This is a genomic window from Alcaligenes phenolicus (genome assembly GCF_032063905.1).
Classification (GTDB): domain Bacteria; phylum Pseudomonadota; class Gammaproteobacteria; order Burkholderiales; family Burkholderiaceae_B; genus Alcaligenes; species Alcaligenes phenolicus.
Map to the genome: position 1 here is coordinate 85,107 of NZ_DAMBOE010000008.1, position 14,039 is coordinate 99,145.

Sequence of the window (14,039 nt, forward strand, 5' to 3'; positions counted from 1 at the left end):
CATCTGCCCGGATACGAAATGCTAACCCATGTCGGGCCATTGCGAAGTAACGAAAATAAGAAATATCCACCCGCACTTTAAAAAGCGGAGCCTGTTGTCAGTAATTCGCCATTATTACCAGAAGAAATAAAAGCATAGTATTAATGTCTGCGCCCTTAGATGCTTTTCTCTACATACAGGGGTTATGCTTGCTTTGTCTTATATAAGCCACTTGATCATCAATTCCAGAATTAACCATGAAACTAGAGACTCTTGCCATTCATGCTGGCTACCAGCCAGATCCGACCACAAAAGCCGTTGCTGTTCCGATTTACCAGACCACTTCCTACGCTTTCGACAACACGCAACACGGCGCGGATCTGTTTGACCTGAAGGTGCCCGGCAATATTTACACCCGCATCATGAACCCGACCAATACCGTGCTCGAAGAGCGCGTGGCAGCACTGGAAGGCGGGATTGCGGGCTTGGCAGTAGCCTCTGGCATGGCAGCCATCACGTATGCTATCCAAACGATTGCAGAGGCCGGCGACAACATTGTGTCCGTCAGTAAACTGTACGGCGGCACCTACAACCTGTTCGCGCACTCCTTCCCGCGTCAGGGCATTACCGTCAAATTTGCCCAGCCCAATGATATCGAAGCACTGGAAGCCCTGATCGACGACCGCACTCGTGCCGTGTTCTGCGAAACCATCGGCAACCCGGCTGGCAACATCATTGATATCCGTGCGCTGGCCGATGCCGCTCACCGTCATGGCGTACCCCTGATTGTAGACAATACCGTGGCCTCGCCTGCCCTGTGCCGTCCTATCGAGCACGGTGCCGACATTGTCGTGCACTCGCTGACCAAATACATGGGCGGTCACGGCACCACCATTGCGGGCATGGTCGTGGACTCCGGTAAATTCCCCTGGGCCGAGCACAAAGATCGCTTTGCCATCCTGAACACCCCTGACCCGTCCTACCACGGCGTGGTCTACACCGAGGCCTTCGGTCCAGCCGCCTTCATCGGCCGCTGCCGCGTGGCTCCGCTGCGCAATACCGGCGCTGCCCTGGCCCCCTTGAGCGCCTTCCAGATCCTGCAAGGCATCGAAACCCTGCCTCTGCGCATGGAGCGTCATACAGAAAACGCCCTGAAAGTGGCCCAGTATCTGAACAAGCACCCACAAGTGTCCTGGGTGAAGTACGCCGGTTTGCCTGACCATCCGGATCATGAACTGGCCAAGCGCTATATGGGTGGCAAGCCTGCGGCGATTTTGTCCTTTGGTATAAAAGGCGGCATTGAAGCCGGTACCCGCTTTATCGACGCGCTGAACCTGGTGCTGCGTCTGGTTAATATTGGTGATGCCAAATCCCTGGCTTGCCACCCTGCCAGCACGACTCACCGTCAGCTCAATGCCGAAGAACTGGCCGCCGTGGGCGTGAGCGAAGACATGGTGCGTCTGTCCGTTGGCCTGGAACACATCGACGACATTCTGGCCGATCTGGAACAAGCTCTGGAAGCAGCAGCACGCGGCTAAGACCCAAAAACCTGTACAGGCCGGAATTGCTGTACGGGTTTTTCTGCATCAAGCCAAAAAAGCCTGGAATCGGTATTGCACCGACTCCAGGCTTTTTTCATTCTTGGCAATACGGCCGTCAGACAGACCGTGTCACGGACGCAAGAGAATCAGGACTTGCGAAACAACTGCGTCAAACCACCCAGCAGGCTGCTGGCATCGGTAATGTGAGATGGATCAAACTGACCATTGGGGCTGGCTTGATTGATCAGGGACGGCAGCATGATCTTCAGATTATCCAGCACGCTTTGCTGATTCAAACCCGACAGGTCCACCAATTGCTTGATGGCCGGTTGCCCCATCACGCCCAGCAAATCCTGCTGGCCGATTTCCTGATTGCTGCCCTGCGAAATCCAGGACGACACCACATCGCCAAAACCGCCCGAGCGAAAACGCTCGATCAGACCGCTCAAACCGCCTGGATAGCTGCTGATGACTTGAATCAGGGCAGGCAACAAAGCGCCCTGCTCTTTGGATTTGGAATCCGTAGCCGACAAGGCCGACACAACAGAATTAAGCAAACTCATTATTTTTCTCCCCAATGCACGGCCCCGCGCGTGGGCAGGTGCTGATATCAGGCCTCATTATGCCGCGACAGGCTGCCAGACGGGGCGGATTAATTGTCAAGGTGGGTCAATAGATCACTGGCGGAAAGGCCCTATTGCCCTGGGCTGGGCCTACGCTACACTGGATTATCAATAGTCCGGCATCCCCCATAGACCGACTCCATGGAGACCCTGGAATGACGCAAGCTTCCTATACCGTCCTGTCCTCTGAAGAGACTGCTCGTGCCCTGCCTTATCCCGAACTGGTCGCCCAGCTAGGCAAAGCCATGGCCCAATATGCTGCTGGCACTATCGTCGCGCCAACCCGTCAGGTTCTGGACTATCCCAAAACGGGGCAAATGCTGTCCATGCCTGCGGTCTCACACGATATAGGTGTTCATAAACTGGCTAATGTGATGCTGGACAACCAGCAGCAGGAACTGGGCAGTATCCAGGGCCTGGTCAGCGTCTACGACGCCCAGAACGGTTTGCCGCTACTGATTCTGGATGCACCCACCCTATCCGGACGCCGTACTGCAGCGGTATCCATGCTGGGTATTCAAGCCCTGTGGCCCCAAGGGCCGGAGCACATTACTTTGCTGGGGTACGGACAACAGGCTGTCGCGCATTGCGATGCCATCATGACGCTGTACCCAAAAGCACGCGTCACCCTGACGGGCCGTAACCCAGACCGTGCACAGGCTGTAGCCACATCCTTGCAAGCCAGATTCGGGGACCGGGTCCAGGCCACCACAGCTGTTCCGGAAAAAACGGATGTGCTGATCGCTCTGACCTCCAGCCTGACACCCGTGTATCACGAACCCGCACGCCTTGATCGCTTGCTGATTGGCTTGGGAGCCTTTCAACCGGATATGGCCGAGTTCGAGGCCCACACCTTGCTGGCCAGCCGTCTATATGCGGATGATGTCGCCGGTGCCCGCCAAGAAGCAGGCGACCTGATCCAGGCCGGCGTGGACTGGGAGCAAGTCCACAGCATTCACCAAGCGCTACGTACCCCAGCCCCCAAAGACAAGCCCTTGTTCTTCAAATCAGTAGGCTCGGCTGCGTGGGATTTGGCAGCAGCACGTTGCGCCCTGCATCATTTAAACCAAGCCTAAATACTTAGGCTATTAACTAGCTGACTTCACACGCCAAAGCGCGCCCAGAGTGTTACTCTGGCGCGTACAATCCCTTACAGTCACTTACCGATCTCTTTTTGCCGCCCTACCCATGACTTCTACGCTCCCTCCCACCGAAGACGATCCGTATCAGATCCAGTCCAAGTTTGAAATTCTGCGTGTTTTACGGGCTATCGAAAAAGGGGGCCTGCTACTGCACATGGAAGCCAATCAGGGCAATGACCGGATTGTCACCACCATTCTGGACATTGATCTGGACAACAATGTGGTGGTGATTGATACCGCCAACAAAGAAGAAAAAACCCGCAATCTGCTGCAGTCCGAACACACCAGTTTCGAGACCTCGCTGGACAAGATCAAGGTGACATTCCAGGGTCCTACTCCCGAGGTTGTGTCCTACGAAGGTCAGCCAGCCTTGGCGATCCCGATCCCCGAGTCCATTCGCCGTTTGCAGCGACGCGAGTTCTTCCGCGTCAACGTGCCCGTCAGCGAACCGGCCATGGTGATCCTGCGCTTGAATAATGAATCCAAAAGCTTTCTGCTGCACGACATCAGCGGTGGCGGCTTGTCTTTGGTGGACGAATCGCAAAGTCTGGCAGAAGTGATCGGCACGCATAAAACCGAATCCCTGCTCGAACTGCCGCAAGCCGGTTCTTTTGTTGTGGCACTACAAGTAGCGCGTACGGAAACGCAGCAACTGCCCAATGGCAAACAGATTCAGCGTTTGGGCTGTACCTTCATTGACCTGTCTGCCTCCACGCAGATGGCGATTCAGCACTACATCGGCCGTCTGGAACGCCAACAGATCGCCAAACAGCGCGGTCACGGCTAATTCGATGCCTGGGACATCCCCACATCGCTGGGGGTGTCCACATCGCGCAAAATCCCCTCATCCACTAAAGGCACAAACAAGGTCTGATCCTTGTTGGCTTGCAACAAGCCACGCGCGCCTTGCTCGTCAGGAAGCTCCAAAAGCTGCTGACGCCACTCCAGGCCAAAACCAATAGGATTGCCGGGCTGGCCATTCAAAACGGGACGCACAATCCCAGCCCCATCCTGCACAGCCTGAGCCACCGCCGCTACGGTGCTTGGCCGCAACCAAGGCATGTCCGCCAGCAAAACGACATAGCCATAAGCGGGACTGCAAGCCTGAATACCGGCTTTCAGGCTGACACCCATACCGCGGATAGCCTCGGGAGCCTGAACAAAGCGGACCGGCAAGTCACCCAGCTCCTGACGCAAAATCTGCTCATGGACATCACAAACAAGCAGTACATCGTCGAGCACAGACAAGGCCGTCTCACAGACACGGCGCACCATCGTCCTGCCATCTTCAGTCCTGGCCAATAGCTTCAACTGCTGGCCCGACGGGTCAAACCGCCGCCCCAGACCCGCCGCCAGAATAATGCCCGTCACCCCAGATACATGCTGCTGCCCTGACATCCTGGCTCCTTTTGAGCTACGTAAGGCCTCGTCAAAAATGCGTATTGCTTCGTTCATTAGACTAATAGAAAGAAGAGTGAAGGGACAAGCGTGGTTGAAGAGCAGTGATTAGTGGATAAAAGAAGTCTCTGTGATGACGCCATTCAGTCGGCCTGCTGGGGTGTTGGGGCTTTAACCCGTGTTGCTTGTTTTCTTGTGGGGCCCGGGTACGGCTTGTCGCCCGCCCCAGTACTCTGACAAGGGCACCCACGCGCAGCGTGGGCAAGAGACCCGCCAAGACAAGCCTTACCCGGGCCCCACAAGAAAACTATCCGCCACCCTCACGCAAAGCCCAAACGGCACGTCCAGAAGAAAGCCCCCTCAAAAAACAGCGACTCCCCCCCCGCACCCCTTGAACCCAAAACTCAAAGCCCAAAAAAACAGATAAACCCCGTTTAGAAACCAGGACCAAGGATTTAAAACAAACAATATCAATTTGACACTATCTGCTATATTTCTCCGACGCAGGTCAAGGTACCCCCCCCATCAGCCCTGCCCCGATGCAGCAACAATGAACGCCCCACTCTAAACAAACTGTTTCCTCTACCTCAGGGGCCATTCAGTGCAAACAATATCTCGCGCATTCAACACCTGCTCAACAATGAAACTAACAAAACTGTATGCCGCCCTGGCGCTCGCCATTGCCCCACTGTCTGCTCACGCCCTGGAAGACAGAGCCGTCACAGACGCATCGGGACGCACCGTATTTATCGCGCGGTTTTTTGACATGGGCGATGGCCCATTCGACGAACGCCACAACACGTCCTTCTGGAGCTGGCAAGGACATGAAGCCTACAAAAACGAGATCGTTGACGGCCTGAGCTATTGGGCTGAAATACTCCAGATCCAGGGGAACAATCCCCCAACCATCGTCAATATCGGTACAAGTGACGAGCCAGGCAACGCCTACGGTGGCTCGCCCACCGCCAATGACGGCCAAAGTTCCTTGACGCAAATGCAGCAGAGCATCTTCGGCCTGTCGCCAGCCGAAGGTACGCTGCCACTCGGCGGGCATGGTTTTTTTGGCCTGGGCCAAGATGACTACGCAAGCAACCCAGCATTCACACAAACGCCCCTTACCGGTAAAGACAGCGTACTTCTGACGGCCATACACGAAGTTGCCCATGGGCTAGGCGTGTTAAGCAGTGTGGAAGACAGGGGCGGCATAAATGACATACAACCGTATTTCGAAGACCAACTGAATAGCTGGACTCAACTACTAAGAGACGACAACGGCAATCCAGCACAGGCAGACCAGAAGATTCTGTGTAATGGCTGCGACACCTCCTACGATCCTGATGCCTTCGACTTGCGTCAGGACAAGGGCTTTCTGATCGGTGCCAATATCGAGCAAGTTCTGGCCGGTGGCCTGCGTGGTGTTCCCGTAAAAATACTGGGAGAAAACGGCAGCATAGATGACAATTTCATGAGCCATATCGAGCTTCGAAACAGCGTCATGAGCCATCAGAACTACCGCAACTATTCAGGCTTCATGGAAGCTGAACTGGCGGTACTGCAAGATATTGGCTACACCATTGACCGGGCCAACTTCTTCGGACGCTCGATCTACGGCGATGGCCTTGAGCTGGTGAATACACAAGGTTTCTTTGCACGCAATGCCGAAGGCACGCAATACCTTCCAGGCCAATACAACCAATCCACATTAGGCTTGGGCCTGCATATCTATGGCAGCAATAATCAGGTCCGACAAGCTGCTGACCTGTTGGCAGCAGGCTCAGGCGGTGCAGGCATACGGATCGATGGCGAGAACAACACCCTTGTCATCGACCCAGGTGTCAAAATCTACGCCGATGGTCTGAACGGGCAAGGCATTCAATTTGCCTACGGACGTGGGCACACACTGGTTCATCGCGGCGACATCCAGGCTACCGGTCCTCAGGGTGTAGGCCTGCGTTTTGACTTTGGCACCAACTCGCTAGGCAACGTGGTCGAGCGACGTGGATCCTACATCCGCAGCATCAATGGCGTCGATCAGGCCCTGCTCCCCGAACTGAACGGCCCCCTGGTTCAACAAGCCGACATTAGCGGACGAGTTGCAGGCCAGGAAGCGGCCATCCTGATTTCCGACAATGCCTACGTCGGGCGCATCAACCTGATGCAAGGTGCCCAGATTGAAGGCGATATCATTTCGCACTATGCAGAGCGCGACAACAACAACCAGCTACGCCTGACCACGCTGTCCTTTGGTCAGGCTGCGGACACAATGGGCCGCAGCATTGATCAGCCCGATGTCACATTCCACTTGAGCTACGCCGGTAACATCACAGGCAAAGACAATCTGACTCTGACATTTGACGGCGGCACAACAAAGCTGGATGGCACCTTGCAGGTCCACAGCGCCACCATCCAGGAAGCGGCAACATTGGGCGGGAATGCCAGCTTCGATCTGGCCAACGGCAATGCCGTGATTAACGCTGGCACCCTGACGCCCGGCAACTCCATCGGGCGCATCCAGGTAAATGGCGACTTCCAGCAAACAGCAACAGGCCAACTGGTGGCCGAGTTTGATGGCAAAGGTGGCCACGACACGCTTGCCGTCAGTGGCAATGCGGACCTGGCTGGCGCCCTGCAGCTGACGCCTTTGGCAGACTGGTATCAAAACTCCTGGTCCGTCGACACAGGCTCGTTTGTGGAAGCAGCCAGCTACAACGGCAGCTTTAACGCCACACAGATCACCGCCGTATCGCCCACCTTGCAGTTTGAAGCTGCCCCCTTGGGTAACGAGCGCTACCGCTTATCTGCCACCCGAGCCGACAATGCCTACAGCCAGTATGGCCGCAACGAAAACCAGCAAGAGGCCGGCAAGGCTTTGTTCAAACTAGCCGCCGCCGGAACGGCACCCGCACAAGCCCTGTTCCAGACGCTCGACTTCTCGGCCACGGACGGCTCACAAATACCCGCTGCTCTGGACCAGATTTCACCCGCTGGCTATAGCGCTGCCATGGCCGCCTCCCTGATGCATGAGCGTTCGATCATGCAAACCGCCCGCCAAGGCCTGAGCCAAAGCATGTTGCGGCCCGGCACCGACTGGCAAGGCTACGCCTTGGTATTTGGTGCCAGTGGCGATCAAAACACGCGCGGGTCCATGCTTGGCTACGATGCCAACAGCTACGGCCTGATCGTTGGAGCCGGGCGCGCTCTGGAGTCAGCCCCCGACTTCGCCGTGGGAGCCCAGCTTGATGTTTCCGATCTGTCGGTCAAACCGGATGCTCCTTACTCCGGCAAGAGCAAAGCCACTGCGTTCGGCCTGGCAGCCCATCTGCAATACCGCCCCGGTACACGGGAAGGTCTTTTCGCATTCAGCGGACTGCGTCTGGGTCTGGAACAAGCCGATATGCGCAGACAGATTGCTATTGGAGACTATCAGGCCACGCACTCGTCTGACTGGACGGGACGCAATCTGTCGATTGACGCAGGCACAGGCTACCTTTTTCAGCTGAGCCCCTCGTTTTCGGTAGGCCCTTTTGCCAGCATGAATTACGCCTTGGTATCCCGCCCATCAGTCGACGAATCGGGCAACGACGCCACGCGTCTTCACCTGGACAGCAAACGCGTAGATGCCTTGCGCTCCAGCCTGGGGATGGCGGCCGAATGGAATCGCGACCTGGCTGATGGCAGCAAGCTGGCCGTGAACCTGGACCTTGGCTGGAATCACGAATGGCTGGATCGCGACCTGACTCAAGCAGCCCGTTTCGCCATTGCGTCCACAGATACGGCGTTCAATACCCGCAATAGCGTGCTCCCCCGCGACACCATGAGCGTTCGAACCGGCCTGACCTGGCAACGCAGTGAGCGTCTGTCGATTGGCACCGGCATCAGCTCACAGTTCGGAGGCGGATATTCGTCGCTGCAAGGACAGGTGAATCTGCGCTGGGCGTTTTAACAATCCACGCCCTCACACGGACCTGAACAGAAACTATAAAAAAGCCCCCGAGAGTCGTTCGACTCTCAGGGGCACAGGTCCGATAGGCTGCCCCCAAGCGGCAGACCACCGATACTCAATCACCAATCTGTAGAAACAGACCAGTTAAAAGACGACACAGGCTCCGTCAATCAAACTGCTAAAAAATGACGAAGCACATCGTTCTTCTCAAAGACTCAAAAGTTTAAAAACCCCGAGTCTTAAACTCCAATCAACTTCATCGCCTCTTCACGCGTTGCCACAGTGGCGTACTTCTGACGCATGTCGAACAGATTGGCCTCGTGCGGGCCAATCGCACGGTCACCCACGCAATCCGATACCACCAAGGGGCGGAAACCCAGTTGCATCGCATCAACCACGCTGGAGCGCACGCAACCACTGGTGACAGCACCGGCGACCAGCAGTGTTTGCACACCCCGTTGGGTCAACCACGCCGCCAAGGGTGTACCAAAGAAGGCCGAAGGCACATTCTTGCGAACGATGAACTCACCGGGAGCAGGAGCCAGTTCCGGCACGATATGGCTGTTGTGCGCGTCTTCGGTCAGACCCAGCATGCCGGGCACTTTGATGCTGAAAATGTTGTTATCAGCGCCATCATCGGCATACACGATGCGAGTATGCGCCACCGGCCACCCCTGTTCACGAGCCGTTGCCAGCAACTTCTGGGTGTTCTCGATGGCTTCAGGAATATTGCCGCCACCAAACACGGCAGGATCTGCAAAGCCGTTCACCAGATCAATAATCAACAAGCCATAAGGAGCTTTAGGCTCCAGCGTCGACCCAAAACCTTGTTGAGCGTACACCGCTCCTTCATTCGTACTCACCAACGCCTCCGTCCAGTACTTTGCCATCACGCACGACAGCGCGGCCATCCAGGTTGACCGTGCAATTGCGCAAAGGAATATCAATGTGGCAGGCCGTCGTGCGATTGCCGCCAGCCTCGTTGTTCGGGCCCAAGGAGAACAGGAAGTTACCCTCGAACGCACGGGCATCCATGCCAATGGTGTTTTCACGCGAGTACAGACCCAAGGTGGACCAGTGAGCGCGTGGCTGCAAACCCCAACCAATGTGGGAAATGGCATAACCTTCGGGGTCGTTGAAGGTCTTCATATATTCGTCCAGCAGCTCGGCTTCGACACCACCTTCAATCTTGGTGGCATAGCCGTTTTCCACGGTCAGAATGATCTGCTCGGTAGAGTATTTCTTCTGTGGCAACAGGATGTCACCCTTGTCGATCACAATGGTGCCGTTGGTGCCCAACTCATTCGGCCAGGTCAGCACGAAACCGCTGGGCCAGTGGTCCCAACGACCGGGCTCATCTACAAAACCGTACTCGCGAATCGCCGGGAATTCACCCAGCGGGCAACGCAGGTTCGTACCGGCAGGAGAGGTAATGCTCATCTCCTTGGCGGCCTTGATCAAAGCGGCCGCAGCGGTCACGCGTGCACGATCCGCCTCCGTTGGCACCGTGCGAACCAGAATTTCTGGTGGCTCCACGGCCAGCAGAATTTTGGTACCCGACTTCAGAATGTCGATCTGCTCGGGCGAGAACAACAGAGTCATCAAGTCCAGCACCAGGTCACTGGCCTTCAGGGCTGCAATCGCTGCTTCGTTACCCGTCAAAGGTGTCGTACCCAGGTAGGCCAGCGAGTCACGGCTCAAGGCTTTTTCCGCGTTGACCGGCAACAAGTCCAGGCGATTCACAATCGCGCCCATGGACTGAGCAGCAATCTGCGCACACTGCATGGTTTGCGGGTGCGTGGTCGAGCTGGTCAGCAAAGTCACGGTTTGACCGGCCTGCAGCTTGGACAGGCGTAGCACTTCTTGCCATGCCTCGATAAGTTGGTAATCACTAACTGCCATCTTGTCTCTCCTTGTGAAAGGTTCCGACACTGACGCGGAACCTTTACATCACGACGGGCCGCCCGTGCGGCCCTTTCAACATCACATCAAGCGCTGGCCCAGGAAATCACCGAAGGCTTCGTAAAAGCCCGCTTCGTTATCCCAAGGAATCATATGACCGGCATCAGGCACGCGAACGTGCTGAACGCCAGGGGCCAACTGCTGAATCTCGGCCACATCTTCATCACGCACCACATCGCCGCGCTCGGCTGTCATCAGCAAGGCAGGTACGGTCAAATGCGGGAAGTCGACATGAATATCGTCGGTGTGGAAACCCTCAAAGCTGGCCAGAATCGCAGGCTCGTGGCAGGTGTGCAGCCACTGGGCACGCAACTGCAGTTGCTCTTCGGTCCAAGTCGGGCAGAACGCGCGCATATCGTCAGCGGTACAACCCTTGCGAGCCATCGCCATGGAATCCACATACCAAGGCAACTTGGAAGGATAGGCACGACGATCTGGGCCGGACACTGGCGGATCAACCATGACCAGACGATTCAGGCCATCGCTGTTCTTGTGAGCCGCACGCAAACCAATGCGTGCACCCATGGAGTGGCCGACCACGATGTAGTCTTTCAGGCCCAAGGCTTGAGCCAAGGCGATCAAATCATCCGCCTGCGCATCCAGGCTGTAATCCATGCCTTCAGCTGCTTCGCTCAAACCACGACCACGCACGTCCTGAATGTAGGTATCAAAGTGCTTGCCGAACTGCTCGCCCACAAAACCCCAGGTCACGGCCGGGCTGGTAATACCGGGAACGATAATGACTGCAGGGCGCTGATCGCGACCTTCGCTGGAACCGCCGTAGCGCAAGTAATGCTGACGAATGCCATTGGCGTGAACATGGCCGCCGTAAAGAAAGGTACTCATTAATCTGTCCTTGGATTGAAACCGTCAGGCCGGGGCCCGACCCATGAAAATTGCTGCTGCCTACGCCATTTGGGGTGTAGCAGCCAGCGCGGCCCGGACCACATCCGGTGTAAAAGGCACCTGCCGAAAACGTCGGCCAGTTGCATCAAACAAAGCATTGGCAATGGCCGAGGCACAGGGCACGGAGGCGGATTCGCCCGACCCCATAGGCGGCTCGGACTGCCTGTCCATCAAAACCACCTCAATAGGCGGGATACGTGGGAAATCAACAATGGGATAGGCGCCCCACTCCGCACTGACCACGCCTTGTGCGTTAAAGCGCACCTGTTCATACAAAGTGCGGCTCAAGGACTGAATCACATTGCCGTGAATCTGGTGACGCACACCGGCCGGGTTCACCATCTGCCCGGTGTCCTGGCCCACATAAATCTTCTGAACTTCAATCACGCCTGTTTCCACATGGACTCGCAAGTCCAGCACCCAGGCTGACCATGCAGCCCCGAAACCGGGAAACTTGCTGTGTATATAGCGGGCGTACGACAAGCCACGACCGTAGAGATAGCCTTGCTCGTCCGGCTGCCCGCGTGAGCCACGCTGCCCGATCTGCCACTGCCCCCTATCCGCCACCGCCTGTAGCAGTTCCTGCGCGCGCACATCCTGATCCAGATAACGCAGGCGATAGATCAAGGGGTCCACACCGGCTTCCACTGCCAGCTCGTCCAGAAAGCAATCATGCGCAAAAGAATTGGGCATGGCCGATACGCCGCGCAGCCAGGAAGCACGCACAATCGCGGGCATGTCCTGACACACAATGCGCTGCTTGGGATAGCTGTAAGGCGGTACTGCCGTGCGATCCCCCATTTCCAATTGACGGGGGGCCGCCGACTCTCGCCCCGTCAACAAGAGCGCCAGATTCGGCGCATCGTTGGAGGGGTAATGAGTCACAAAATCGTAATGACGCAGCTGTCCTTCGGCATCAATGGAGCCTTCCACATCCATCAACTGAGCAGCGCCTTTAGGCTCCCAGCCGTGTTCTTGCTCACGCGTCAGTTGCACACGCACCGGCGCACCTACGGCTCGAGACAAGAGCAAGGCATCCGCACACACATCGTCAGCACAATTACGGCCATAACAACCGGCCGCTTCGTGACGGATGATCTCCAGACCGGCCTCGTCCTCGTCCAGCAACTGGCTCAAATGGACGCGCAGCATATGCGGGTTCTGCGAGCCTGACCAGATCCGGCTATGGCCGGGCTGGTAGTCCGCCACCGCGCAAGACGGACCAATAGAGGCATGCAGCTGAAAAGGCCAGACATAGCTACGCTTCAAGCGCTTGCCTTCTGGCGGCAGCTCGTCAAAATCCGGCCCTTTATCGGCCAGCAAACGCTCCGTCATGGGCCGACGACGAATCAGCTGCTCCAGATTGCTCATATCCTCCAGCGGAGGAATCGCTTTCCAGCGCACTTTCAATTCACGGGCAGCACGCATAGCGTGTTCTTCACGGCGCGCGACCACACCAATAAAGTCGCCAATCACCACGACACGCACATCGTCGCCAATATGACGGATGGACTCCTCGTCCACAGACTCCAGGCTGCGACCGATGAAGTCGCCGCTATCACGCCCTATATAAGGAGGACGCACAACGCGGCCATGCAACATGCCGGGCACGCGCACATCGTGCACATACACCCACTGCCCTGCGACCTTGCCCGGAATATCGACACGCGCCTGGGCTGTCCCTACAATGCGCAATTGTTCGGCCGGTTTGGTGGGAGTTTCTTTATCCAGATAGGCCCGCAGTTCCAGACCTTCCAGCAATTGCCAGTACGTCAGGCTGCGCCCGTCCGGGGCAATGATGGTGCCGTCTTCCACGCGTAATTGATCGGCAGGCAGTGCCCAGCGTTCTGCGGCTTGTGCCAGCAGCAATTGACGTGCCTGAGCCGCCGCCTTGCGCAGCGGTACAGCATGAATCTGAATGGAAGCACTGGCGATGGTGGGGCCTTGATTGGGCACAGCATCGGTATGGCCCAGCACCATTTGCACACGCGCCATGGGCACATCCAGCTCGTCGGCCACAATCTGACTCAGTGCGGTTTGAATGCCAGTACCCAGATCCACGTGCCCATTAAAAGCGCGTACCCAGCCCTGTTCGGACACGGCGACAAAGACATCGTCGTGCGCCTGCAAGTACTCGGACACCACGCCGGGCTGACCGGGCGAAGGCTTGGGAGGCCGCGCCGGTGCCGCTAAAATCAGCAAGGTGCCGGACGCCCTGAGCAAGTCTTGCTGCTGGTGGCGCGGCGCATCGTAAGACATCACACTCTCCTGGCTGGGCTTGATATAAGGGGCTGGAAACCGGCAATCAGGGATCCATCCCTGGAAACCTGCCTGAAACGTGCCTTGGCAAAACATTGATTACTAGCGTACACGCCCTAATAAAAACAAATGCAGTGCACTTCAACCCATTTATCGCAACTACTATAAAGAGAAAATCAAGGGCTTAATAATCAGTGTAAACCCTATATTAAATAAGATTAGACCGAATTTCGAACGTCTTCCCGAGAGGTCTTTGATTGATACCTCAAGGGAGTAGTAGAATCTA

At 56.5% G+C, this 14,039-nt stretch carries 10 protein-coding genes; 4 read left to right on the top strand and 6 right to left on the bottom strand.

Going from position 1 to position 14,039, the window contains the following annotated elements; genetic code table 11:
* The first annotated feature begins 236 nt into the window (after window positions 1-236).
* The gene (locus tag U2949_RS15705) at window positions 237-1,517 is read left to right on the top strand and encodes a bifunctional O-acetylhomoserine aminocarboxypropyltransferase/cysteine synthase (RefSeq protein ID WP_321288698.1); all 1,281 of its coding nucleotides are present in this window, start codon (window positions 237-239) and stop codon (window positions 1,515-1,517) included.
* Between the two features lie 149 nt (window positions 1,518-1,666).
* Here the strand turns inward: U2949_RS15705 and U2949_RS15710 are convergent, their stop codons facing one another.
* On the bottom strand, window positions 1,667-2,083 hold the full coding sequence (locus U2949_RS15710; RefSeq protein ID WP_022983226.1) for a YidB family protein: 417 nt from the start codon (window positions 2,081-2,083) through the stop codon (window positions 1,667-1,669).
* Between the two features lie 215 nt (window positions 2,084-2,298).
* Here U2949_RS15710 and U2949_RS15715 point away from each other — a divergent pair, with 215 nt between their 5' ends.
* Together U2949_RS15715 and U2949_RS15720 are read left to right on the top strand one after the other, a co-directional pair.
* Window positions 2,299-3,219 (top strand): delta(1)-pyrroline-2-carboxylate reductase family protein, encoded by a 921-nt coding sequence (locus U2949_RS15715; RefSeq protein WP_321288700.1) that lies wholly within the window; start codon window positions 2,299-2,301, stop codon window positions 3,217-3,219.
* Window positions 3,220-3,331: 112 nt separating this feature from the next.
* Window positions 3,332-4,072: a flagellar brake protein gene (locus tag U2949_RS15720; RefSeq protein WP_321288702.1), complete on the top strand. Its 741-nt coding sequence runs from the start codon at window positions 3,332-3,334 to the stop codon at window positions 4,070-4,072.
* On the opposite strand, the gene U2949_RS15725 is transcribed toward U2949_RS15720, so the two are convergent.
* Entirely contained in the window at window positions 4,069-4,683 is a 615-nt protein-coding gene (locus U2949_RS15725; RefSeq protein ID WP_026485447.1) for a nucleotidyltransferase family protein, read from the bottom strand. The two genes, U2949_RS15720 and U2949_RS15725, sit on opposite strands and share 4 nt — an antisense overlap.
* Before the next feature lie 640 nt (window positions 4,684-5,323).
* On the opposite strand from U2949_RS15725, the gene U2949_RS15730 reads away from it, so the two are divergent.
* Window positions 5,324-8,626 carry an autotransporter outer membrane beta-barrel domain-containing protein gene (locus U2949_RS15730; RefSeq protein ID WP_321288704.1) on the top strand — a complete coding sequence of 1,101 codons (3,303 nt, stop codon included), beginning with the start codon at window positions 5,324-5,326 and terminating at the stop codon, window positions 8,624-8,626.
* Window positions 8,627-8,865: 239 nt separating this feature from the next.
* Here U2949_RS15730 and U2949_RS15735 read toward each other — a convergent pair whose 3' ends face one another.
* The 4 genes from U2949_RS15735 to U2949_RS15750 all read right to left on the bottom strand — a co-directional run bounded on the left by U2949_RS15735 (window position 8,866) and on the right by U2949_RS15750 (window position 13,753).
* Complete coding sequence (locus U2949_RS15735; protein WP_407654200.1) at window positions 8,866-9,468, bottom strand: N-carbamoylsarcosine amidohydrolase; 603 nt, start codon at window positions 9,466-9,468, stop codon at window positions 8,866-8,868.
* Between the two features lie 7 nt (window positions 9,469-9,475).
* Window positions 9,476-10,528, bottom strand: a complete 1,053-nt coding sequence (locus U2949_RS15740) for a M29 family metallopeptidase (protein WP_321288708.1) — start codon at window positions 10,526-10,528, stop codon at window positions 9,476-9,478.
* 81 nt (window positions 10,529-10,609) lie between these two features.
* Window positions 10,610-11,434: an alpha/beta fold hydrolase gene (locus U2949_RS15745; RefSeq protein ID WP_321288710.1), complete on the bottom strand. Its 825-nt coding sequence runs from the start codon at window positions 11,432-11,434 to the stop codon at window positions 10,610-10,612.
* A 60-nt stretch (window positions 11,435-11,494) separates the two neighbouring features.
* Window positions 11,495-13,753 carry a xanthine dehydrogenase family protein molybdopterin-binding subunit gene (locus tag U2949_RS15750; RefSeq protein WP_321288712.1) on the bottom strand — a complete coding sequence of 753 codons (2,259 nt, stop codon included), beginning with the start codon at window positions 13,751-13,753 and terminating at the stop codon, window positions 11,495-11,497.
* Window positions 13,754-14,039 lie beyond the last annotated feature (286 nt).